The organism is Pseudarthrobacter sp. NCCP-2145, from assembly GCF_023708005.1.
In the GTDB taxonomy this organism is placed as follows: domain Bacteria; phylum Actinomycetota; class Actinomycetes; order Actinomycetales; family Micrococcaceae; genus Arthrobacter; species Arthrobacter oxydans.
This window is the reverse complement of record NZ_BRCG01000004.1, coordinates 92,987-115,736: the sequence shown is the minus strand read 5'-3', so window position 1 is coordinate 115,736 and position 22,750 is coordinate 92,987. Positions and strand designations below refer to the sequence as shown.

23 protein-coding genes and 1 riboswitch are annotated in these 22,750 nt (G+C 67.2%); of the genes, 12 read left to right on the top strand and 11 right to left on the bottom strand.

Going from position 1 to position 22,750, the window contains the following annotated elements:
* Positions 1–4: 4 nt before the first annotated feature.
* Positions 5–1,099: a uroporphyrinogen decarboxylase gene (hemE, locus tag NFU08_RS04845; protein ID WP_251421102.1), complete on the bottom strand. Its 1,095-nt coding sequence runs from the start codon at positions 1,097–1,099 to the stop codon at positions 5–7.
* A gap of 158 nt (positions 1,100–1,257) precedes the next feature.
* Here hemE and NFU08_RS04840 point away from each other — a divergent pair, with 158 nt between their 5' ends.
* Positions 1,258–2,574: a glutamyl-tRNA reductase gene (locus NFU08_RS04840; RefSeq protein ID WP_251421100.1), complete on the top strand. Its 1,317-nt coding sequence runs from the start codon at positions 1,258–1,260 to the stop codon at positions 2,572–2,574.
* A 184-nt stretch (positions 2,575–2,758) separates the two neighbouring features.
* Here NFU08_RS04840 and moeB read toward each other — a convergent pair whose 3' ends face one another.
* A complete protein-coding gene (gene moeB, locus NFU08_RS04835) occupies positions 2,759–3,958 on the bottom strand; it encodes a molybdopterin-synthase adenylyltransferase MoeB (protein WP_251421098.1) in 1,200 nt (399 codons plus the stop codon).
* Between the two features lie 83 nt (positions 3,959–4,041).
* Between moeB and NFU08_RS04830 the strand changes: the two genes are divergently transcribed.
* Genes NFU08_RS04830 through NFU08_RS04820 form a run of 3 tightly spaced genes read left to right on the top strand, consistent with a single transcriptional unit; the run spans position 4,042 to position 5,320 of the window.
* Positions 4,042–4,707 carry a TetR/AcrR family transcriptional regulator gene (locus NFU08_RS04830; protein ID WP_174176438.1) on the top strand — a complete coding sequence of 222 codons (666 nt, stop codon included), beginning with the start codon at positions 4,042–4,044 and terminating at the stop codon, positions 4,705–4,707.
* Between the two features lie 48 nt (positions 4,708–4,755).
* On the top strand, positions 4,756–4,980 hold the full coding sequence (locus tag NFU08_RS04825) for a DUF3107 domain-containing protein (protein WP_174176440.1): 225 nt from the start codon (positions 4,756–4,758) through the stop codon (positions 4,978–4,980).
* Positions 4,981–5,017: 37 nt separating this feature from the next.
* Positions 5,018–5,320 carry a hypothetical protein gene (locus NFU08_RS04820; RefSeq protein ID WP_104185045.1) on the top strand — a complete coding sequence of 101 codons (303 nt, stop codon included), beginning with the start codon at positions 5,018–5,020 and terminating at the stop codon, positions 5,318–5,320.
* A 162-nt stretch (positions 5,321–5,482) separates the two neighbouring features.
* Here the strand turns inward: NFU08_RS04820 and NFU08_RS04815 are convergent, their stop codons facing one another.
* From NFU08_RS04815 to NFU08_RS04800, 4 genes are all read right to left on the bottom strand, one after another.
* Positions 5,483–5,821, bottom strand: a complete 339-nt coding sequence (locus NFU08_RS04815) for a 4a-hydroxytetrahydrobiopterin dehydratase (protein ID WP_174176444.1) — start codon at positions 5,819–5,821, stop codon at positions 5,483–5,485.
* A 42-nt stretch (positions 5,822–5,863) separates the two neighbouring features.
* On the bottom strand, positions 5,864–6,676 hold the full coding sequence (locus NFU08_RS04810) for a thiazole synthase (RefSeq protein ID WP_174176446.1): 813 nt from the start codon (positions 6,674–6,676) through the stop codon (positions 5,864–5,866).
* A 5-nt stretch (positions 6,677–6,681) separates the two neighbouring features.
* A complete protein-coding gene (thiS, locus tag NFU08_RS04805) occupies positions 6,682–6,918 on the bottom strand; it encodes a sulfur carrier protein ThiS (protein WP_174176448.1) in 237 nt (78 codons plus the stop codon).
* Positions 6,915–8,294: an FAD-dependent oxidoreductase gene (locus NFU08_RS04800; protein ID WP_251421096.1), complete on the bottom strand. Its 1,380-nt coding sequence runs from the start codon at positions 8,292–8,294 to the stop codon at positions 6,915–6,917. The genes thiS and NFU08_RS04800 overlap by 4 nt, the downstream gene beginning before the upstream one ends.
* Positions 8,290–8,407, bottom strand: a riboswitch (TPP riboswitch). (Overlaps the previous gene by 5 nt.)
* A 27-nt stretch (positions 8,408–8,434) precedes the next feature.
* Here NFU08_RS04800 and thiE point away from each other — a divergent pair.
* The 4 genes from thiE to NFU08_RS04780 all read left to right on the top strand — a co-directional run bounded on the left by thiE (position 8,435) and on the right by NFU08_RS04780 (position 13,645).
* On the top strand, positions 8,435–9,184 hold the full coding sequence (gene thiE, locus NFU08_RS04795) for a thiamine phosphate synthase (RefSeq protein WP_251421094.1): 750 nt from the start codon (positions 8,435–8,437) through the stop codon (positions 9,182–9,184).
* Between the two features lie 76 nt (positions 9,185–9,260).
* Positions 9,261–10,772 carry an RNB domain-containing ribonuclease gene (locus tag NFU08_RS04790; RefSeq protein WP_251421092.1) on the top strand — a complete coding sequence of 504 codons (1,512 nt, stop codon included), beginning with the start codon at positions 9,261–9,263 and terminating at the stop codon, positions 10,770–10,772.
* A gap of 303 nt (positions 10,773–11,075) precedes the next feature.
* On the top strand, positions 11,076–12,764 hold the full coding sequence (locus NFU08_RS04785; RefSeq protein ID WP_251421090.1) for a DEAD/DEAH box helicase: 1,689 nt from the start codon (positions 11,076–11,078) through the stop codon (positions 12,762–12,764).
* A gap of 8 nt (positions 12,765–12,772) precedes the next feature.
* Positions 12,773–13,645: a site-specific DNA-methyltransferase gene (locus NFU08_RS04780; RefSeq protein ID WP_174176456.1), complete on the top strand. Its 873-nt coding sequence runs from the start codon at positions 12,773–12,775 to the stop codon at positions 13,643–13,645.
* A gap of 61 nt (positions 13,646–13,706) precedes the next feature.
* On the opposite strand, the gene NFU08_RS04775 is transcribed toward NFU08_RS04780, so the two are convergent.
* Positions 13,707–14,555 (bottom strand): PHP domain-containing protein, encoded by an 849-nt coding sequence (locus tag NFU08_RS04775; protein ID WP_251421088.1) that lies wholly within the window; start codon positions 14,553–14,555, stop codon positions 13,707–13,709.
* Between the two features lie 124 nt (positions 14,556–14,679).
* Between NFU08_RS04775 and NFU08_RS04770 the strand changes: the two genes are divergently transcribed.
* Complete coding sequence (locus NFU08_RS04770; RefSeq protein ID WP_174176460.1) at positions 14,680–16,266, top strand: aminopeptidase P family protein; 1,587 nt, start codon at positions 14,680–14,682, stop codon at positions 16,264–16,266.
* A gap of 133 nt (positions 16,267–16,399) precedes the next feature.
* Here the strand turns inward: NFU08_RS04770 and NFU08_RS04765 are convergent, their stop codons facing one another.
* Positions 16,400–17,311, bottom strand: a complete 912-nt coding sequence (locus NFU08_RS04765) for a general stress protein (protein WP_174176462.1) — start codon at positions 17,309–17,311, stop codon at positions 16,400–16,402.
* Positions 17,312–17,388: 77 nt separating this feature from the next.
* Here NFU08_RS04765 and NFU08_RS04760 point away from each other — a divergent pair, with 77 nt between their 5' ends.
* The 3 genes from NFU08_RS04760 to NFU08_RS04750 are packed head-to-tail and all read left to right on the top strand — an operon-like array spanning position 17,389 to position 20,499.
* The gene (locus NFU08_RS04760; RefSeq protein WP_251421086.1) at positions 17,389–18,672 is read left to right on the top strand and encodes a magnesium transporter MgtE N-terminal domain-containing protein; all 1,284 of its coding nucleotides are present in this window, start codon (positions 17,389–17,391) and stop codon (positions 18,670–18,672) included.
* On the top strand, positions 18,656–19,357 hold the full coding sequence (locus NFU08_RS04755; RefSeq protein WP_174176464.1) for a DUF1003 domain-containing protein: 702 nt from the start codon (positions 18,656–18,658) through the stop codon (positions 19,355–19,357). The genes NFU08_RS04760 and NFU08_RS04755 overlap by 17 nt, the downstream gene beginning before the upstream one ends.
* Entirely contained in the window at positions 19,357–20,499 is a 1,143-nt protein-coding gene (locus NFU08_RS04750; protein ID WP_251421078.1) for an Mrp/NBP35 family ATP-binding protein, read from the top strand. Before NFU08_RS04755 ends, NFU08_RS04750 begins: the two co-directional genes overlap by 1 nt.
* Positions 20,500–20,562: 63 nt before the next feature.
* On the opposite strand, the gene NFU08_RS04745 is transcribed toward NFU08_RS04750, so the two are convergent.
* The 3 genes from NFU08_RS04745 to sigE all read right to left on the bottom strand — a co-directional run bounded on the left by NFU08_RS04745 (position 20,563) and on the right by sigE (position 22,558).
* Positions 20,563–20,970, bottom strand: a complete 408-nt coding sequence (locus tag NFU08_RS04745) for a Sec-independent protein translocase TatB (protein WP_251421076.1) — start codon at positions 20,968–20,970, stop codon at positions 20,563–20,565.
* Positions 20,971–21,039: 69 nt separating this feature from the next.
* Positions 21,040–21,936: an anti-sigma factor gene (locus NFU08_RS04740; protein ID WP_251421074.1), complete on the bottom strand. Its 897-nt coding sequence runs from the start codon at positions 21,934–21,936 to the stop codon at positions 21,040–21,042.
* Positions 21,937–21,943: 7 nt separating this feature from the next.
* On the bottom strand, positions 21,944–22,558 hold the full coding sequence (gene sigE / locus NFU08_RS04735) for an RNA polymerase sigma factor SigE (RefSeq protein WP_066277510.1): 615 nt from the start codon (positions 22,556–22,558) through the stop codon (positions 21,944–21,946).
* Positions 22,559–22,750: the final 192 nt, after the last annotated feature.

The following is a 22,750-nucleotide window of genomic DNA, read 5'->3' as shown; positions in this document are numbered from 1 at the left end:
GGGACTACTCCGGGGAGATGGAGTGGATGAGTTCAACCACCCGCGTGAGGACGGCGGGATCAGTCTCCGGCGGGACGCCGTGCCCCAGGTTGACCACGTGCCCGGGGGCTGCCGAGCCTGCGGCTATGACGTCGCGGACGTGGGCCTCGAGGATTTCCCAGGGTGCCGGCAGCAGGGCGGGGTCGATGTTTCCCTGCAGGGGCACCGTGCCGCCCAGCCGCCGGTTGGCCTCATCGAGCGGAAGGCGGTAGTCAACGCCCACCACGTCCACCCCTACGTCACGCATGGCGACCAGGAGCTCAGACGTGCCTGTGCCGAAGTGGATGAGCGGAGCGCCGAGGTGCCGTACATGGTCCAGGGCGCGGGCCGAGGCCGGCGCCACGTACCTGGTGTAGTCGGCCAGGCCCAGCGAACCTGCCCAGGAGTCGAACAGCTGGGCTGCGGAGGCGCCAGCCTCAAGCTGTGCCTGCAGGAACATGCCGGAGGCGTCTGCCGCCCAGTTAGCCAAGGCGTTCCAGGTTTCAGGATCGGCATGCATCATGGTGCGCGGGCCCAGGTGGTCACGGGACGGCCTGCCCTCCACCATGTAAGCAGCGAGGGTGAACGGTGCACCTGCGAAGCCGATCAGCGGGGTGCTGCCGAGTTCGGCCACGGTGAGGCGGACCGCTTCACGGATGGGTTCCAGTGACTCCCAGGTGAGCTGCGGCAGCGCTGCCACATCAGCGGCCGTGCGGACCGGAGTGTCCAGGACAGGCCCCACTCCCGGGACGATGTCCACGCCTACCCCGGCCAGTTTCAGGGGAATGACGATGTCGGAGAAGAAGATGCCCGCATCAACGTCGTGGCGGCGGACCGGCTGGAGCGTGATTTCGGAAGCCAGCTCCGGGCGGAGGCAGGAGTCCAGCATGGCGACGCCTTCGCGGACCTTGAGGTACTCAGGCAGGGAGCGTCCGGCCTGCCGCATGAACCAGACCGGGCGCCGGGACGGTTTGCCGCCGCGGTAGGCCGTGATCAGCGGGGAATCTGCGGTGCGGCCGTCCAGCAGCGGGTGGTCTGCGGCGAGTGCGCCGGCAGGGGACATGGCAGGGCTGGAAGTCATGCCTCTGATTGTGCCCAAAATCGGCTACAAAAGATAACGACAAAGTGTCATCCGGAGGCGCGCCGGCCGCGCCGTGGCGGGAATCACAGCCTTCTCGTGCCCTGGCCCGCGCCTGGAGTTGTTCTACCGAGTAACGAAAAAGCTATGATTGTCCTGCTGTGGTTCTTTTTTCATTGGTGGCTACACACGCCGACATCGATCTTGAGACCGTTGCTCAGTTGAGCAGCGGTTCCTCGGGGATCGCCACATCCGCCCTCTCCGGATCGCCGGCAGTGACGGGTGCCATTGTCCTTGCCACCTGCAACCGCTACGAAATCTACGGCGAGGCCCCCCATCCTGATGATGTGGAGGCTGCCCGCGCGGCCTTGGTGGCCAAGATCAGCGAAGTCAGCGGACTGAGCGAACCCCTCGTCTCACGCTCCTTCAGCACCCGCACCGGTCCGGAAGTCAGCCAGCACCTCTTTGCCGTCAGCGCAGGCCTGGACTCCGCCGTGGTCGGAGAACGTGAAATCGCCGGGCAGGTCAGGCGTGCCCTTATCACCGCACAGCATGAAGGCACGGCCAGTTCCGGCCTCGTCCGGCTGTTCCAGGCGGCCTCCAAGACCGCCAAGGATGTGGGCGCGCAGACCGCCCTCGGCTCCCGGGGCCTGTCCATCGTGTCCGTCGCTTTGGATCTGGCAACGGACCTGTCGGAAAATCCGGACTGGTCCAGCAAGAAGGTCGTGGTCTTCGGCACGGGAGCCTACGCCGGCGCCACCATGGCCCTCCTGCGCGAACGCGGCTGCACCGACATCTCGGTTTTCTCCTCTTCCGGCCGCGCCGAAGGTTTCGTGGCGACCAGGGGCGGCATCGCCCTCAACGCCGAATCACTCCGGCCGGCCGTGGCGGCGGCGGACGTGATGATCGGATGCAGCGGTTCCGACACCAGGGTGGAAGCCGATGAACTGGCTGACGTCCGAGCGGATTCGCCGCAGCCGCTGATTGCCATCGACCTTGCACTCACCCACGACTTCGACCCCGGGGTTGGCGAACTGGACGGCGTGGAGCTCCTCACGCTGGAGTCAGTCCGCCTTGCGGCCCCCCAGGAGCAGGCCGAGTCGCTGGCCCAGGCCAGCGGCATCGTCAGCGGCGCCGCCAAGGCGTTCGAACACGAGCGCGAGGTCAGGTCCGTGGACTCGGCCATAGTTGCGCTGCGACGGCACACCATGAGCGTCCTGGACGCGGAAATGGAAAAGGTCAGGGCCCGGCACGGCTGCACGGCCGCCGCAGAGGAAGTGGAATTCGCTCTCCGCCGCATGGTCAAGCAGCTGCTCCATGTACCCACGGTGCGCGCCCGCGAGCTTGCCGCCAACGGCCAGCAGGACGACTACGTGGCAGCCCTGGAAGCCCTCTACGGCATCACCGTGGAGCAGCCGGCCGCCGCGGCCCCGCAGGCCGAATGCCCGGTGGACCACCGCGGCCTCGAAACCGCCTGACCGGCCGTTCCCGCAGCAACGCCCCCTCACATTCTGAGCCCTTTTTAAAGGCCTTCTCTCACTTGACGCGCTTTTCCCGGCAACCCTCCCTCACCCCCTGCTGGGAGGTGAAGGAGGGTTTCAGGTTTTCCTGCAGTAAGAGATAGAGCGTTTCTGTTTAACCGACATCAAGTGGGAGAGCGTCCTAGTAGACGGGTTTGTTGGGTTCCACCTCACGCACCCAGGCGAGGATGCCGCCGTCGAGATGGCTGACCCGCTGGTAGCCCGCTTTCCTGGCCGCGGCCAGGACGTTGGCCGACCGTGTGCCTGCCTTGCAGTGGAACACGATGTCGCGGTCCTGCGGGAGTTCCGCCCAGGCCTCCCCCGCGAGGATCCTGCCCTGCGGGATCAGCACGGCACCGTCGATGCGGACAATGTCGTGCTCGCCCGGTTCCCGCACGTCCACTAGGTCAAAGTCCTTGAGGCCCGCCTTCCGGGAGGCCAGCATGGTGGCGAGCTGCGCGGCCGTGACGGAATGCTCGGTGTCCGCCGGTCCTGCCGGCGCAATCCCGCAGAAGGCCTCATAATCCGTCAGCTCCGTGATCGGTTCCGCCGCCGGGTCCTTGGAAACGCGGATCTCCCGCCAGCTTCCGCCCAGCGCATCAAACAGCGCCACCCGCCCCAGCAGGGAACGGCCGACGCCGGTAATCAGTTTGACCGCTTCGGTCACCATCAGCGACCCCACGGCCGCGCACAGCATGCCGAACACGCCGCCCTCGCCGCAGGAGGGCACAGAGCCAGCAGGCGGAGCCTCAGGGTAGAGGTCCCGGTAGGTGGGCCCGTGCTTTTCCCAGAACACGCTGACTTGTCCGTCAAAGCGGAAAATGGAGCCCCAGACGTAGGGTTTTCCCAGGATGGCGGCAGCATCATTAACCAGGTAGCGGGTGGCGAAATTGTCCGCGCCGTCGAGGATCAGGTCGTAGCCGGCGAACAGTTCCAGGGCGTTGGAGGCATCCAGGCGGACATTGTGCAGCCGGACGTCCACCAGCGGGTTCAGCGCGGCGATGGCATCGCGTGCCGACTCGATCTTGGGGCGGCCAACGTCCGCCACCCCGTGGATGACCTGGCGCTGGAGGTTGCTGAGGTCAACGTCGTCGTCGTCGATGATTCCCAGCGTGCCCACGCCGGCGGCCGCAAGGTACAGGAGGGCAGGGGATCCGAGTCCCCCGGCGCCGATCACCAGCACCTTTGCGTTCTTGAGCCGCCGCTGCCCGAGGGCGCCGATCTCGGGAATGATGAGATGCCTCGAGTAGCGTTCCACCTCTGCGGCGGTGAGGTCGGCTGCCGGTTCCACCAGCGGATCCAGGGACACAGGTGAAACATTTGCGCTGATTGTCGAAGCCATACTTCAATGTATGCCCCGGGATACCGCCCGGTCATATTACCCCGCAGTAAAGTGGAGTTAACTGCAACGAAAGAAGGACAACCGTGGTCCATGAAGCACGGGCTAGCCGCCCGCCGGCCGCCGAACCGCAAACGCCCTCGCGTCCTGCAGGCCAACGGTCAGCCAGGCTTCCCCGGGACGAGCGGCGCGCCCAGCTCCTCATGGCAGCCCAGGAAGTCTTTGTGGCCAACGGTTACCACGGTGCAGCCATGGATGAAATCGCGGAGACGGCCCATGTCAGCAAGCCGGTGCTCTACCAGCACTTTCCCTCAAAACGGGAGCTGTACCTGGCCCTGCTGGAAAGCCACCTTGCGTCCCTGACGGACCTCATGCTGGGGGCCCTGAACTCCACCACGGACAATGACGAGCGCGTCCAGGCCGTCATGCGGGCCTACTTCCAGTTCATCGCCAACGATGACCAGGCCCACCGGCTGGTTTTTGAGTCGGACCTGATCAATGACCCGGACGTCAGCGCACGGCTGGAAACCTTCAACAGGACGTTTGCCGACGCCATCGCGCGCGTCATCGCCGAGGACACCAAGCTCCCCCATCTGGAGGCGCAACTCCTGGGCCGGGGACTCGCTGGAATGGCGCAGGTCAGTGCCCGCTACTGGCTTGAAACGGACGGCAACCTGGACCTCGACGTTGCCAGCGACCTCATCTACCGTTTAGCTTGGCGCGGAATCTCTCGCTTCCCCAAAGAGTCCTAGACTACAAATAAGACATAACCAACGAATGTGAATGGCTGGGAGGCCCCTGTGGAAATTAAGATCGGCGTTCAGAATATCGGCCGCGAAATTGTCCTGGAATCAAATGAGGACGCGGATTCGGTAGCCAAGATCGTGGAGGCCGCCATCACCAAGGGCAGCGAACTCCGCCTGAAGGATGACAAGGGACGCCTGATCATTGTTCCCGGAAACGCCCTGGGCTACGTGGAAATCGGGGCCGAAGAAGCACGGCGCGTAGGTTTCGGCCAGTTCTAGGGCCTGCTGACGAACCACCCATAGCCCAAGGAGGACCATGCTTTCGCTGACCATCGTTGTGCTGGCCGCCGCCGCCGCAGGCTTTATTGTCTGGGCAAACGACAAGCGGCATGCCAAGTACGGGGCCGGCGTGCCCGCCGGGGTTTCCGTGGCCGTGGCAGCCCTGGCATGGATCATCCTGATGGCCGCCGGATTCGGATACCTGCCGGGACGCACCTGGATTCCATGGGTCCTGCCGATCGTGCTCGGAGCCGCGTCCGCAACGGCGGCCGCCATCTACCTGGGCCGTTCACGTGCGCGCCAGGATACCGAACGGCTCACGGCAATCCTTCGGGCCTGAGGCCTGCGCAGCACCTTGTGCTGCACGCACTAATCAACCGGCAGTGGCCGCCACCCCTGAGGGGATGGCGCCCCCTGCCGGTTAAGAGCACAGGGCTTGGAGACGTGGGCGCTCAGCGGCCCTTTTGTTCTGCCGGGCGGGCAATGAGCGGCCCGCAGCCGGCTACTGCCCCTGCACGTACTTTGCCGGCTCTGCCTTGGCGCCCGCCGCTGCCGCAGCTTCACTTGCTGCCGCGGCTGCCGCGAGGTCCCGGCCGGTCACCTGTCCCCCGGCGTCGTGTGACGTGTAGCGGATAAAGACGCGGTTGTAACGCCAGTCAAGGTCAGGATGGTGGTTCTGTTCCTCGGCCAGGCGTCCGACGGCCGCAATCAGCTCGAGTGCGGCAGCCGCCGTCGGCATTTTGAAGACGGTGACCAACCCGCCGTTGCCGGCCCGCCAATCAGGCAGTTCCGCCAGGGCTTCGTCGATCCGTTCCGGGGAAAGTGCATCTTTGCCGGCCACTGCTGCTCCTGGGATCCGGGCGCCGGCCGGCAGAAGGTGGGCCTACAGGAACTCGGCCCGGCCCTCCATTGCCGACGACGCCAGCGCATGTTCACGGCGGGGTATGCGACCAGCCGCTTTCGCCAGCCTACCGGCGATGACGGCGTGCTTGAAGGCCTTCCCCATCAAGGCGGGGTTCTGCGCCCGGGTCACTGCCGTGGCCAGGAGCACGGCGTCGCAGCCCAGTTCCATGGCGAGGGCGGCGTCGGAGGCCGTACCGATGCCCGCGTCCAGCACTACCGGCACCGAGGCCCGGGACACGATGAGCTCAATGTTGTGCGGATTGAGGATGCCCAGGCCCGTCCCGATGGGCGAGCCGAGCGGCATCACAGCAGTGGCTCCGAGGTTCTCCAGCCGCAGGGCCAGCACGGGGTCGTCATTGGTGTACGCAAACACCTTGAATCCCCTGTTGACCAGCTGCTCGGTGGCGTCCACGAGCTCAACGGCATCCGGCAGGAGGGTGTGTTCGTCGGCGATGACCTCGAGCTTCACCCAGTCGGTTTCCAGGGCCTCCCGTGCCAGTTCAGCAGTGAGCACAGCGTCACGCGCCGTGAAACACCCCGCCGTGTTGGGCAGGACCCGGATGCCGTGGTCCACCAGCAGCTGGAACAGCGAACCCGCCTCGTCCGGCGAATAGCGGCGCATGGCAACGGTGGTCAGCGAGGTGCCGGAGGCCAGGAGCGCGGCGCCCAGGCCGTCCAGGCTGGGGGCGCCGCCGGTGCCCATGATGAGCCGGGATGCCAGGGGGACGCCGTCGATCACCAGGGGGTCCTGGAGCCCGGACAGCTGGCTGTTGGTGACGGTGGTTCCGGTCATGGTGGTCAGCCTCCCTGTACTGCCGTGACAAGTTCGACGTCGTCGCCCTCGGCGAGCGCCGTGGCGGACCACAGGCTCCGGGGCACCACCTGGGCGTTGCGTGCTACGGCCACTCCCAGCTTCCGCCCGTCCGTGGCCCGGCCGTCCGCGGCCAGCGGACGGCCGGTGACCTCGCTGACGAGCGCGGTGAGGGAAGCGTCGTCGGCCACGGTGTGGCCGGTTCCGTTCAGGGTGATGTTCATGCTGTCTCCTGGGTGTTGGATGGCGTGGCAGCCGCTTCAGCCATGCGAAAGGGAGCCGGGGAAAACCGACCGGGGTTGAACGGGGCCCAGCGGGGGTCTTCCGTGCCGTCCATGAGTTCCCGGCAGATTGCGGCCGCAGCCGGGGTGAGCAGGATGCCGTGGCGGAAGAATCCGGTGGCAATGATGAGCCCCTGCACGTGGCGGGACCCTTGGAGGCCGGACCTTCCAGGCGCGGGCTGCCGGCCCACGGGGCCTCCGGGCAGCGATACCCTTCCGAGCAGCGGGGCGTTGTCCGGCGTGCCGGGCCGGGCGCGGGCCGTGCACTCAAGCAGCTCAAGCTCAGCGACGGCGGGCACCAGCACCTGGGCATCGCGGAGAAGCTGGTACACACCCCCTGCCGACACCGCACCGGCACTGGAGCCCGCGCCCCCGCCACTGCCACTGCCACTGCCACTGCCCAGTGCGTCCTCACGCTGGGTTGCCCCGATCACCACGGTTCCGTCCCGCCGCGGAACGATATAGACGGGGACCCCGCGCACCAGTCCGCGGACTGTTGAGGTCACCAGCGGCCTGAGGTGCGCCGGTACCGCGAGCCGCAGGATGTCCCCCTGGACCGGCCGCAGCGGCAGGTGCAGGTCGATCGGCAGTCCCGTGAGTTCCGGGGCGTGCAGTCCGTTGGCCACCACGGTCTCCCCGGCCAGTACGGTCCCTCCACCTTCCAGGGCTACTCCGGCTACGGCCCCGTCCTGCCAGAGCAGGCCGGCTGCCTTGTCCGGCACGGCGAATCCGTCAGCGGCGCCGGCCACGCCGCTTCCGGTGGAGCGGGCATCCCCGGCCAGGACCCGGCGGAGGCAGGCCACCAGCAGCCGGGGGTCCACCTGGTGGTCCGCCGGCGTATCCAGCGCACAGGCAATGCCCGGGCTTAACAAGGGCTCGCGGCGCCGGGCTTCGCGGATGGTGAGCGGTTCAACCGTGAGGCCGTTGGCCCGCTGGACGGCACGCAGGTCCAGCAAGGCCTGCCGGTCTGCGGCGTCGGCACCCACGGCGAGGGTCGGCGTCGTAAGATATCCGGGATCCGAGCCCGCGGCCGCAGCGAGGTCCGCAGCGAAACCGGGCCAGCGGGCGGAGGCCTCGAGCATGAGTTCCAGGAGGTCCTCCTCCTGGTAGTGCAGTTCGCTCACCGGCGCCAGCATCCCCGCGGCAGCCCAGCTGGCTCCGGAGCCGGGGGCGTCATCGATCACCACCACGGAACGGCCCGAACGCCTCGCCTCCCAGGCGATCCCGTGGCCGATGGCTCCTCCGCCGATCACCGCCACGTCGGCCGTGATGGTGGAGCCGGAAGGACAGGGGCCGGTTGCGGCGTGCACGTCAGGCATCGGTTGTCTCCTTCCCTACGCCGGTATTAACCGGATCAGGTCAAGCGGTCGGCTCTGACGCCCTCTCAGCCCGGCGCTTTGTGACAGCTGCCGCGGCTCCCGCAGTACGAGCCCAGTGTAGAGGAACTAGGCTGGCTCCCATGAATGTGTCCCACCCCCCTGCCGCCGCTGCCCGTCCGTCCGGTTCCGACGCCTTTATCAACGCGGAGGGCACCGCCGGGCTGCACGATGCGCGCCTCTACCTCTGCACGGATGCGCGCCGCAGCCAGGGCGACTTTGAACAGTTCGTGGATGCCGCGTTCGCCGGCGGCGTGGACATCATCCAGCTCCGGGACAAGTCCATCGAAGCCGCCGAGGAGCTGGAACTCCTCGCCGTCCTGAAGGAGGCAGCGGTCCGGCACGGCAGGCTGTGGGCAGTGAACGACCGCGCCGACATTGCTGTGCTGTCCGGAGCGCCGGTCTTCCACATCGGGCAGAAGGACCTTCCCCTCCAGGCAGCCCGGACGCTGCTGAACGGGAACGCCGCCATCGGCCTGTCCAGCCACAGCCCTGGACAGGTGGATGCCGCCCTGGCAGCGGCCGCCGGCCCGGCGGCGCTCGACTACTTCTGCGTGGGCCCGCTGTGGGCAACACCCACCAAGCCCGGCCGCGCCGCCGTCGGGCTGGACCTGGTGACGTATGCGGCGGCGGCCTCAGCGGCGCAAGGGCAGGGACAGTCCGACGGCGGTGTGCCCTGGTTCGCGATCGGCGGGATTGACCACGGCAACGTGGAACAGGTGGTGGAGGCCGGGGCCAGCAGGATCGTTGTGGTCCGGGCCATTACGGAGGCCGACGATCCGTCAGCCGCGGCCGCATCGCTGCTCGACGCGCTGGACGCCGCCCGCCCGTGACGCGGCGCCGGATCCGCACCGCATCCCGCGGGCGGCTCCCTGCACTATTCGCGGAATTCGGGCTACGCTGATTTTCGTGTCACATCATCGGCTGGCCCCCAGTGTCCACGAGCACACCAACGCCCTCGAGGCTGCACTCAGCGCCCTGCGGACGGAGCTCGAGCTGCCTGGTGAGTACCCGGCCGAAGCCGTGAAGGACGCCGAGGCCGCCGTGTCGGCACTGAAGCTGCCGTCCCATGACCTGACGGGCATAGACTTCATCACCATCGACCCGGCGTCGTCCACGGACCTTGACCAGGCGCTCTTTATTGAACGGGACGGCAGCAGCTACCGCGTGCTCTACGCCATTGCCGACGTTCCCGCCTTCGTGGCTCCCGGCGGCCCGCTGGATGCCGAGACCAGGCGCCGCGGCCAGACTTTCTACACCCCGGACGGCCGCATTCCGCTGCACCCTGAAGTCATCAGCGAGGGCGCCGGAAGCCTCCTGCCGGGACAGGACTGTTCCGCGTTCGTCTGGGACTTCCGCCTCGATGTCCGCGCCGAAGTCACCGCGGTGACGGTGGGACGGGCCCGGATGCGCAGCCGCGCCAAGCTCAGCTACAAGGGCGCCCAGGCGGAACTGGACGGCGGCAGCCCTTCAGAAGTCCTGGTCCTCCTCAAGGAGGTGGGGCTCAAGCGCGTGGAGCTGGAGCGCGCCCGTGAGGGTGCCAGCCTGAACATGCCGGACCAGGAAATTGTCCAGCTTCCCGACGGCGGCTACCGGATTGCCGCGGCCCCGCAGCTGCCCGTGGAGGACTGGAACGCCCAGATCTCGCTCATGACGGGAATGGCCGCTGCGCAGCTCATGCTGGCCGGCAAAGTGGGCATCCTCCGCACCATGCCCTCACCGGATGAGCGGTCCCTGCACCACTTCCGGCTCCAGACAGAGGCCCTCGGGAAGCCCTGGGACGGTGAGGTCAGCTACGGCGAGTACCTGCGCAGCCTGGACCCCACGGATCCCCGCCAGCTGGCCATTATGCACTCAGCCGGCATGCTCTTCCGCGGTGCGGCGTATACGGCGTTTGACGGCGCGGTCCCCGAGGACGCCGTGCAGTCCGCCATCGGCGCCGCCTACGCCCACACCACCGCGCCGCTGCGCCGCCTGGTGGACCGCTTTGTCCTGGTGACCTGCGAAGCACTGTGCAACGGCGGCGACGTGCCCGGCTGGGTCCGTGAGGCGCTGCCGTCGCTTCCCGAGATCATGGCCGGCTCGGACCAGCTGGCGTCCCGGATGGAGCGCATGGCCCTGGACACCGTGGAGGCGGCGCTCCTGGTCAACCATATCGGGCAGGAGTTCGACGCGATCGTGATCTCCGGATCCAAGCCCCAGAAGGACAACGGCAACGGCGGCAACGGAAAGAACGGCAACGGCCGCAACGGCAACGGCAACGGCAACGGCGGCTCAGGCATCATCCAGATTGCCGAGCCTGCCGTCACGGCCCGCTGCGCCGGTGAGCTGGAGGCCGGAACCAAGGTCCGGGTGCGCCTCGTGTCCTCCGACATTGCCACCCGGGAAGTACATTTCGAGCTGGTCCCGCCCCTGTCCTGAGCGGGGCCGTTTTTCCTGCCGGCGTGCAGGCACACCGGGCCAAAGCCGGGTTTCCGTGCCCGTGCGGCTAGACTGAAGAGGTAGAAATGGATGCCCGGTCGTTGATTTCCTTGATTTGAAACCAACAAGCCCGCCCCTACGCGATCTTGAGATACACCCGCTGGTCACCAGTGCCAGCATTTTAGATAGCCCGCGATCGGCTTCCACTGGAATTGCTTGCGCGCCCGAGCGTGCTCCGGAACGGCCTTGGGCCGGCCCGTTGAGCAGGCAGCGCCATTGCCCAAATGAATAAGGAAACTCCACGTGAGTGAATTGCATACCCACCAGCTTCTGACGGACGACTCCGGCACCGAAACGATCGAGCCGGAAGAAACCATCATCTCCGACGAGAAGCCGCACGAGATTGAGGAGAAGTCCTTCGCGGACTTCAACGTCCGCGCCGACATTGTGGAATCCCTGGCGGACGCCGGGATCACCCACCCCTTCCCCATCCAGGCGATGACCCTGCCGGTGGCCCTCTCCGGCCACGACATCATCGGCCAGGCCAAGACCGGCACCGGCAAGACCCTGGGCTTCGGCATCCCCGCCCTGCAGCGCGTGGTGGGCCGTGACGACGCCGGCTACGAGAAACTCGCAGTACCCGGCGCACCGCAGGCCCTGGTCATCGTCCCCACCCGTGAACTCGCGGTGCAGGTGGCCAACGACCTGCAGACGGCCTCCCGCAAGAGGAACGCACGCATCGCCACCATCTATGGCGGCCGGGCCTACGAGCCCCAGGTGGAAGCCCTGAAGAACGGCGTGGAGGTTGTGGTGGGAACCCCCGGGCGCCTCATCGACCTCTACAAGCAGAAGCACCTGAGCCTGAAGAACGTCAAGGTCGTCATCCTGGACGAGGCCGACGAAATGCTTGACCTCGGCTTCCTGCCGGACGTCGAGACCCTGATCGCGGCCACGCCGGCGGTCCGCCAGACCCTGCTGTTCTCCGCCACCATGCCCGGCCCCGTCATTGCCATGGCCCGCCGCTACATGACCCAGCCCACCCACATCCGTGCTGCTGATCCGGATGACGAAGGCCTCACCAAGCGGGACATCCGCCAGCTGATCTACCGCGCGCACAGCATGGACAAGATCGAGGTGGTGGCCCGCATCCTCCAGGCCAAGGGCCGCGGCCGGACCATCATCTTCACCAAGACCAAGCGCACCGCAGCCAAGGTTGCCGAGGAACTGGTGGACCGCGGGTTCGCGGCCGCCGCGATCCACGGCGACCTCGGGCAGGGCGCACGCGAGCAGGCGCTCCGGGCCTTCCGCAACAACAAGGTGGATGTCCTGGTGGCAACCGATGTGGCCGCCCGCGGCATCGACGTGGACGACGTCACCCATGTCATCAACTACCAGTGCGTGGAAGACGAAAAGATCTACCTGCACCGGGTGGGCCGCACCGGCCGCGCCGGCAACAAAGGCACCGCCGTGACCTTCGTGGACTGGGACGACATGCCGCGCTGGGGACTGATCAACAAGGCACTGGGCCTGAGCGTTCCGGAGCCCATCGAGACCTACTCGTCCTCCCCGCACCTTTATGAGGACCTGGACATCCCCGAAGGCACCAAGGGCAGGCTGCCGCGCGACAAGCGCACCCTGGCCGGTGTTGACGCCGAGGTGCTGGAGGACCTGGGCGAAACGGGCAAGAAGAACGCCCGCGGTGGCCGCGACGCCGGCAGTTCCCGCGACCGCGACGGCCGTGGCCGGGACAGCCGTGACCGCGGCGCCAAGCGCGAAGGCGGCCGCAGCGGCGACTCCGCTGCCCGCTCCGGCGAGCGCCGCCGTCGTACTCCCGATGCCGCCGCAGCCCCCGCTGGCGCCGGTGACGCTCCGGCAGCGACCGAGGCCGAGCAGCCCTCACGCACCCGGCGCCCCCGCACCCGCACCCGGCGCCGCAACGGTGAAGTGGTGGGCGGCGGAAACGCCGCACAGTCCGGCAGCACCGAGGCCTAACCCCCTTCATGACTGACACTGTCTGGGCGCCGGACGGCAGCAGCCTGGTGGTCCACGCGGACAACGCGGACTTCCTCCCCTCGCTGCCGGACGGCGCCTTCACACTTATCTACGTGGACCCCCCGTTCAACACGGGCCGGGCCCAGCGGCGCCAGCAGACCACCATGGTGGTCAACGCGGACGGCACCGGCGACCGCGTCGGCTTCAAGGGGCGCTCCTACGACACCATCAAGGGCGCGCTTCACCGCTACGACGACGCCTTCAGCGACTACTGGTCCTTCCTGGAGCCGCGGCTCGTGGAGGCGTGGCGGCTGCTGGCGGAGGACGGCACCCTGTACCTGCACCTCGACTACCGCGAGGTGCACTACGCCAAGGTGATGCTGGATGCGATCTTCGGCCGTGAATGCTTCCTGAACGAGATCATCTGGGCCTATGACTACGGCGCCCGGGCCAAGAACCGCTGGCCCACCAAGCACGACAACATCCTGGTGTACGTGAAGAATCCCTCGAAGTACCACTTCGACAGCGCCGAGGTGGACCGCGAACCCTACATGGCACCGGGCCTTGTCACGCCAGCCAAACGCGAATTGGGCAAACTGCCCACCGACGTCTGGTGGCACACCATCGTCTCGCCCACCGGCAAGGAAAAGACCGGGTATCCCACCCAAAAGCCGGAGGGCCTCATCCGCCGCGTGGTGGCGGCGTCCAGCCGGCCCGGTGACTGGTGCCTGGACTTCTTCGCCGGTTCCGGAACCCTGGGTGCGGTGGCCGCGAAGATGGACCGCAGGTTTGTGTGTGTGGACCAGAACCAGCCGGCCATCGACATCATGGCCCGACGCCTGGGTGCCCACGCGGAGTTCACCGCGTTCCCGCCCAACTAGGTAGCAGCACATGTCGGTTTGGGACTCCAAAACGACATGTGCTGCTACCTGGTTGCCGTGATCAGGGACGGACGACAGCGGTCCCTGTCCCCATTTCCTCGATCCGCGCCAGGACGTCCGGCTCGGTGAGGTTCTCCCCCAGCAGGTTCGGTTTGCCGGTGCCGTGGTAGTCCGATGATCCGGTAATCAGGAGGTCGTGCCTGCCGGCGAGCCGCCGCAGGAACCGGCGTCCCTCCTCCGGATTGTCACGGTGGTTGATTTCCAGGCCCGCCAGGCCGGCGTCGATCATCTCCTGGTACACCCGCTCGCCTACGATCCTGCCGCGGGAGGACGCCACGGGGTGGGCGAAGACGGGGACCCCGCCGGCGGCACGGACCAGTTCGACGGCGATGGCCGGCGCGGGTGCGTAGTGCTGGATGAAGTAGCGCGAGCGTGAGGTGAGGATGGAGGCAAAGGCCTCGGAGCGGTCCTCCACCACCCCGGCCGCCACGAGGGCGTCCGCGATGTGGGGGCGGCCGAGGGTTGCGCCGGGGGCGACATGGTGGATGACGTCGTCCCAGGTGAGGGGGTAGTCCTCAGCAAGCAGGGTGACCATCCGCTCGGCACGGGTATGCCGCGCGTCCTTGGCTTTGGTGATTTCTTCCAGCAGTCCCGGATGCTTCGGGTCGTGCAGATAGCTCAGGAGGTGGACGCTGATGCCCTCCTCTGTCCGGCAGGAAACCTCCATCCCGGGGACCAGGGCCACTCCGTGTTCAACGGCTGCAGCAGAAGCCTCGTCCCAGCCGGCCGTGGAATCGTGGTCCGTCAGCGCTATGACGTCCAGGCCGGCGCGGGCCGCGGAAGCCATGACGTCTGCGGGATTCTCGGTGCCGTCCGAGACATTGGAGTGGGCATGCAGGTCGATCCTCACCTGTCCAGACTAGTTGACCCGGCGTTCACCCTGTGTATGGCCGGCCGCAACTCCCGCGTTCCCGTCCCGCCGGCACCGGCTCCGCCTGTTCGCGCAGCCGGGGAGCTGGTGAGACGATGGTGCGGTGAAAGATGCCGAAAACACCCCTACCTCTGCTTCCCAGCCGTTGGAGGAGCGCGTCAACAACCGCTCGCAGCGGCCCAGTTCCGACGCGTTCAAGGCCTTCATGGCCGGCAACTGGGCGCCCGCCAGCCAGGAGCTCCCGGCACGTGACGCCGTAGCCGGCTACGCCTCGGCCCGGCGCAAGGCAATCTCCGGACAGTTCAAGGGCGAACGCCTGGTGATCCCCGCCGGCCCGCTGAAAGTCCGCTCCAACGACTGCGACTACCGCTTCCGCCCCCACTCCGGATTCGCGCACCTCACCGGGCTCGGCCTCGACCACGAGCCTGACGCCGTCCTGATCCTTGAACCCGTCGGGGAAGGAAAGGGCGACGACGGCGGCCACCACCGGGCAACGCTCTACTTCCGGCCGCTGGCCGGGCGGGACACGGAGCAGTTCTACGCAGACTCCCGGGCCGGCGAGTTCTGGATCGGCGCCCGTCCCACCCTCGCGGAGTTCGAGTCACGCCTTGGCCTGGCAACGGCACATATCGACCAGCTGGAGACAGCCATCACCAAGGACGTGGGCGCCCCCGAAATCGGCGGCATCTCCATCCGCCTGGTCCGCAAGGTGGACGAGAACATCGACGCGCTGGTGGACACCGCCCGCTACAACACGGCGAAGGACCCGGACAACCTGGACCTCGCCGTCCTCGATGCCCTGGACGAAAAGCTGAGCGAAGCCCTCTCCGAACTGCGCCTCCTCAAGGACGACTGGGAGATCGGGCAAATGAAGCTCGCGGTGGCTGCCACCGTTGAAGGGTTCGAGGAAGTCGTAAAAGTCCTGCCTCGCGCCCTCACGCACGCCCGCGGTGAGCGCGTGGTGGAAGGAGCCTTCTTCGCCCGGGCACGCGAGGTGGGCAACGAACTGGGATACGACACCATCGCGGCCTCCGGCAACAACGCCACAGTGCTGCACTGGACCCGCAATACGGGGAAGATCCACGCCGGAGAACTCCTCCTGCTGGACGCCGGCGTGGAAGCCGATTCCCTGTACACGGCGGACATCACCCGCACCCTCCCCGCCAGCGGCGTGTTCACCGACATCCAGCGCAAAGTGTACGAAGCCGTGCTCGATGCGGCCGACGCCGGGTTTGCCGCAGCACAGCCCGGGGCGAAGTTCCGCGACATCCACACCGCGGCCACCACAGTGCTTGCCGAGCGGCTTGCGGAGTGGGGGCTCCTGCCGGTGACGGTGGAGGAGGCCATCAGTCCCGAGGGCCAGCAGCACCGCCGGTGGATGCCGCACGGCACCAGCCACCACCTGGGGCTGGACGTCCATGACTGCGCCCAGGCCAAACGGGAACTCTACCTGGACGGCATCCTCACCGAAGGGATGGTCTTCACCATCGAACCCGGCCTGTACTTCAAGGCCGAGGACCTGGCGATCCCGGAGGAGTACCGGGGAATCGGCGTCAGGATTGAGGATGACGTCCTGATGACCGCCGACGGCCCGGTCAACCTGAGCGCCGCCCTGCCGCGCAAGGCCGAGGACGTGCAGGACTGGATGGCGGGCATTTACCGTGAAGCGGACGGGGCCCAGGAAGCCTAGCCAGCAGCCCGCGGTTGTGGGGGCTGTTATTGACGCCGCCGCCTGCCAACCTGCTGAATAAACAAAAAAGCGGGGCTGCCGGAACAAGTGTTCCGGCAGCCCCGCTGTTGTTTGCCTGCCAGGCCGCTGCGGGCTATTGCCGCGGCTCGCCCGGGTGCTGCTCAGGAGCGTGCCCGGGCGCGTCCTGCTGGCCGTCAACCCGCTCCCCCTGCGTGGGCTGCTGCTGGCCGCCCTCGGGGTGCCCGGTGCCGGCGGCGGGGGCCTGCGGCAGCCGGACGCCATACTGCGGCCGGCCATCCGGCAGGTCCGGGTACCGTACGGTCCGGGCCGGGGCTGGCTGCTCTTGCGGCGCGGCAGCAGGCTGGCCCTGGTCCTCCTGGACAGGATGTGCCTGGGCCGACGACCCGGACGACTGCTGCCCGTAAGGATCGCTCCAGCCTGAGGGACGGACCGGACCCTGGCCGGGCTGGTTCTGCTGGTAGGGCTGGCTGTGGTAGTCGCGCTGGGTGTAGGGGCCACCGCCGGCGGCCGCATCCGAGCGGGTCATCGGCAGCTGCTGGAGCAGCCGCCGTGCCTCGTGGGCAGCCTCCGGCGACACCACGACGTCGTAGCTGGTGGCCACCACCTGGTTGGTGGAGGTGAAGTCGCGCTTGCCGCGCTGCATGGCATAGGTGACGATGCCGAAGAGCATAAAGAACGCTGCACCCATCAGTACCGAGGTAAGAATGGAGAAGTACCCCGGTGACGGTGCGAAGAAGGACAGCATGACACCCACGAACAGGCCGAACCACATGCCGCTCAGTGCTCCGGAAAGCGCCACCCTGGGGTAGCTCAGGCGGCCGGTTACCCGCTCCACCATCTTCAGCTCGTTGCCCACGATGGACACCATGTGGACGGGGAACTGCTGGTCCGCAAGGTAGTCCACAGCCTTCTGGGCATCCAGGTAGGACGTGTAGGAACCCACGGTATCGCCGGTGGGAACGGCCCGGGCTTCATCCATTCCGCCGGGCCCGCCGGCCTTGGGAGCACCAAATATGTTTGCCATACCCCCATTCTTGCCCATGAGCATGTGTGCTGCCTGTAAATTCAGCTAAAAGAGAGCAGACTCGGTAGCCTGTAGGAGTGAGCACAACTCCTACCCGCGTCTTCGTGGCGCGCCTTTTGGGCCTCGACGTCTTCGACCCGCTGGGCGACCGGCTGGGCCGGCTGCGCGATGTTGTTGTGCTGTCCCGGGGAACGCAGGGCGCACCGCACGTGGTGGGCATCGTCGTCGAAGTTCCCGGCAAGAAGCGCGTCTTCGTGCCCATGACGCGCATTACCTCCATCGACCAGACCCAGATCATCTGCACCGGGCTGGTGAACCTGCGCCGCTTCGAGCAGCGCGGCGCCGAGACGCTGGTGGTGGCCGAGATGTTCGACCGCCGCGTCACCCTGCGGGACGGCAGCGGCGACGCCACCATCGAGGACATCGCCATGGACCAGCACCGCTCGCGGGACTGGTTCGTCAGCAAGCTCTTTGTCCGGCGGGGCCATTCCCTTTCCCCGCTCAGCCGGCTCCGCCGCAACGAAACCCTGATCATCGACTGGGCCGACGCCCTCCAGGGTCCGCGCACGGAGCCGCAGGCGGCCACCCAGTTCGTGGCCAACCATGAGGACCTCAAGCCGGCAGACTTCGCAGAAGCACTGCAGGAAATGAGCGACAAACGCCGTTTCGAGGTGGCCAGCGAGCTGCAGGACCAACGGCTGGCCGACGTCCTCCAGGAGCTCCCGGAAGATGACCAGGTGGAGATCCTCTCCGCCCTTGACGTGCAGCGCGCAGCCGACGTGCTGGAGGAAATGGATCCCGACGACGCCGCCGACCTCCTTGGCGAGCTCCCCTCTGCCCAGGCGGAGGAGCTGCTCCAGCTGATGGAGCCGGAGGGCGCCGAGGACGTCCGGCGCCTGCTGGAGTACGACGAGGACACCGCCGGCGGGCTCATGACCCCCGTCCCGGTGATCCTTCCTCCCGAGGCCACGGTTGCCGAGGCGCTGGCCCACGTGCGCCGGGAGGAACTCTCCCCGGCGCTTGCCTCCTCCATCTTCATCGCCAGGCCGCCGCTGGAAACGCCGACCGGCCGCTTCCTGGGTGTGGTCCACATCCAGCAGCTGCTCCGGTTCCCGCCGTTCGAACCGCTCGGCAACCTGGTGGACAAGAACCTCGAACCGCTGTCGGACCAGGCACACATCAGCGAAGTGGCACGCACGCTGGCGACCTACAATTTGAACTCCCTCCCCGTGGTCAACGACGCCGGCCGGCTTGTGGGGGCGGTGACTGTTGATGACGTTTTGGATCATCTGTTGCCGGATGACTGGCGCGCCCATGACGGCGAAGCCCCGATAAGAAGGCTGGGTGGCCGTATTGGCTGAGAGCAGCGCACCAAAAAATCCGAACCAGCGGACGCCCGCCAGGAAGACGGCCGACAAAGGCAGCCTGGACACACCCCTGAGCGGCCGCCAGCGGATCCTGCCCAAGTTTTCCCCGGATCCCGATGCCTTCGGCCACGCCACGGAGGGCTTTGCCCGCTTCATGGGCACCCCGCAGTTCCTGGTCTACATGACGGTCTTCGTGGTCATCTGGCTGGCGTGGAACACCTGGGCGCCGCTCGAGTGGCAGTTCGATTCCCGCGCGCTTGGTTTCACCCTGCTGACGCTGATGCTGTCCCTGCAGGCCTCCTACGCCGCACCCCTTCTGCTGCTCGCCCAGAACCGGCAGGACGACCGCGACCGCGTCTCGCTCCAGCAGGACCGCCAGCGCGCCGAGCGCAACCTGTCCGACACCGAGTACCTCACCCGGGAACTCGCATCCCTGCGGATTGCGCTGCGCGAGGTTGCCACGCGTGACTACGTCCGTGCCGAGCTCCGTTCGCTGCTTGAGGACATGCTGGAGGCCCAGGAGGAGCTCCGGACCCACGATCCCTCCGGGCAGGGGCAGCACGAATCCCCCCGCGACAAGGTCAAGGAAAAACTCAAGGAACAGCGCGACCGGCAACGGAACCCCCGCACCCAGCAGATCCCCCGGGTCAAGCCCGGCCATTCCACCCAGGACCGTTAATGAGCGAACCCATTGCCAACACGGCGTTGGCTGAGGCAGTCAACGCTGCCCTGGCCACGGTCATCGACCCCGAGCTCCGCCGCCCCATCACCGAACTGGGCATGGTGGAGTCTGTCGCCGTGGACGACGCCGGCAGGGCCAGCCTGGCAGTCCTGCTCACCATCGCCGGCTGCCCCCTGCGGGACACCATCACCACGGATGCCACGAACGCGCTGCTGGCAGTTCCGGGAGTGGCCGCCGTCGACGTTGAACTCAAGGTGATGACCCAGGAACAGCGCGATGCCCTCAAGGAACTGCTCCGCGGCAAGGGGGGCCAGCGCGGCATCCCCTTCAACGAGCCAGGTTCCCTGACCCGGGTCTACGCCGTCGCCAGCGGCAAGGGCGGGGTCGGGAAGTCCTCGGTGACCGTCAATTTGGCCTGTGCCCTTGCAGCCCAGGGCCTGCGCGTCGGCATCGTGGACGCGGATGTCTATGGCTTCTCCGTCCCGGGCCTGATGGGCATCACGCAGCAGCCCACCCGGGTGGACGACATGATCCTTCCCCCGGTCGCCTACGGGGTGAAGGTGATCTCCATCGGGATGTTCGTCAGCGGCAACCAGCCTGTGGCCTGGCGCGGACCCATGCTGCACCGCGCGCTGGAACAGTTCCTCACCGACGTCTATTTTGGCGACCTCGACGCCCTGTTCCTCGACCTGCCGCCCGGCACCGGTGACATCGCGATCTCCGTGGCCCAGCTGCTGCCCAAGGCGGAAATCCTGGTGGTCACCACGCCGCAGGCTGCCGCCGCCGACGTCGCCGAGCGCGCCGGGGCCATCGCCACGCAAACGGGCCAGAAGGTGGCGGGGGTCATCGAGAACATGTCCTACCTGGAAATGCCCGACGGCGGCAGGATGGAATTGTTCGGCAGCGGCGGCGGGCAGGTCCTCGCCGAGCGGCTGACGGCAACGGTGGGGGCAGAAGTGCCGCTCCTAGGCCAGATTCCGCTGGACATCCAGCTGCGTGAAGGCGGGGACACCGGCGTGCCGATCGTCCTCGGCCAGGCCGGCACACCGGCGGCGGCCGCACTGTCAGGTATCGCCGGACAACTGGCGGCAAAACCCCGTGGACTGGCCGGGATGAAACTGGGGCTTCAGCCGCGCTGAGCCGCCAGCCTGGCAGGATGCAGCCAGGAGCACCTGTCCGGAAACTGCTGCGGGCAGGCGCTGCTACGTGGCCTCGGTGTCGAAGGGTGCGGCCTCGCCCGGCGGCAGCGACTGGAGCACCCGTTCCGGCCGCCTGGGCGCGGCGTCGGCTGCCACGGCGGCGGCCCCGGAAACTGCGGCCACGGCGGCCGGACCGCCGGCGCTGACGGGTTTGGAGTCGTCGTCGAGGAGCGCCTCTTTGATGATGCGCCGGGGGTCGTACTGCCGGGGATCGTATTTCTTCCAGTCGACATCATCGATGTCGATGCCCACTTCTTCCTTGATCTGCTCGCGGGCACCGGACGCCATGCGCCGGACTTCCTTGACCAGGTTCGCCAGCTTCTGGGTGTATTCGGGCAGCCGCTGGGGGCCGATCACCAGAACGCCAATGATCAGCAGAAGAAAGAACTCCGGGCCGTTGATTCCAAACACTTTAGGAAGATTACCCTCTCCGGGCTGCCAGTGACGATTTCAACCCGGGGCCCGGGAGAACTGCCTGCGCTACGGGACGAAAAAGGCCACGATGCGGTTGGCCCCGCGCTGCAGCCGCGTCGTGAGCGGTTCCCCTCCCGCTTCCGCGGAAGGAGGGGTACCGGCGGCAACACCTTCTTCGGCCCTGCTGCCAAGGCGCTGCAGGATGGGGACGGCATCGTCGGCCCGCTCCGCCGGCAAGTTGGACTCGTAGGTAAAGCTGTGGCCCTGCGTCCGGTACGTGACCGACCATGGTGAAGACTGCCACACACTCAGGTTGTTGCCGGCTGCTGCGGCTTCCCGGTCCACAGCGCCCGCCTGTCCGCCAGGATTTTGGCCGTCACCCTCCTGTGCGGGGAGCCGCTGTTCAGTGACTGTGGCGTAGTGTGCCCCGTCGGTTAGCCTCAGCTCAACCGCCGGCTGCCCGTTGAACACCGTGGCTTTTGCCGATTCAAGGTGGAAGCCCATTGCTTCCAGTTCCGGACAGGCCCAGCCTTCGGAGCGCAGCCGCGTGAGCTGTTCAGCGTTGAGCTGCCTGCCGTCCGCCGGCGTCCGGGACGAGACCTGCGAGAAATTGGCAGCGTTTCCTGTGGCCTCCCCGGGCAGGGGGTCCCCTGCAGCCGCGAAGGCACCCGCAGCCAGGACCGCCACCGCAGCCGTGCTGCCACCGGCAGCCATGGCCAGGACCCGGACAGCCGTCCCCGGTGATGCGGGCCGCCGGGTGGGACCCGGAGGCGCGGCGGCGAGTTCCTGCGTCCGTGCCAGCAGGCGGGCCGTCAGGTCATCGCTGGCGGGCGGGATGGGGGCATCGCGGAGCCGCTCCAGGTACTGGCGTTCCCGCCGCAACGCTGCAGAGCATTCGTGGCAGGACTGGAGGTGGCTGCGGGTGCGCTGGTGCCTGCGTCCGAATGGGGTCCGGGACCTCATGCGCCGTTCAGAGGATGCCGGCGATACGCGGCATGGACAGTTTGCGGCGCGCCTGCTGGGGACGAGGGTCCCGGTGCGCCAGCTTCTCCCTCAGCATGGTCCGTCCGCGGTGGATCCGTGAGCGGACAGTACCCAGCTTGACGCCCAGCGCTTCCGCCACTTCGTCGTAGGACAGGCCTTCGAGGTCGCAGAGGACGACGGCGGCGCGGAAGTCCGGCGGAAGTTCCTCCAGCGCAGCCTGCACGTCCACGTCCAGGTTGTTGAGCTCAAAGCTCTGTTCCGGACCCGGTTCGCGGCCGGGAAGCCTCGACTCGGCATCCTCGGCGAGGGCATCGAACCTGATCCGGGTTTTGCGCCGCGCCTGGTCCAGGAAGAGGTTCGTGGTAATCCGGTGCAGCCAGCCGTCCAGCGTGCCCGGCTTGAAGTTCTCCAGCGAGCGGAAGACGCGGACAAACACCTCCTGGGTGAGGTCCTCGGCGTCGTACTTGTTGCCCGTCAGGCGGTAGGCAAGCCGGTAGACCTTCGCCGAGTGGTTGGTGACCACTTCTTCCCAGGTGGGACGTACCCACTCAGCCTCAGGATGGTTTGTTGCAGGGACAGGTGCCACAACTGAAGATGACATCGTCCACTCCCCTCGTGGAATACTAACGCCCGGATAGTGTTGACATCTCTGATTCGGCGCCGGTCACCTTTTGGATGAGCGGATATTAATCATTTCAAACTTGTCTGGGAATTTCCTGATTGTGGAAAAGTTCAGCCATAGGCGCAACCGCCTGCCTCCCCTGCCGTTGCCACGGGACACAGTAGGCTGTAG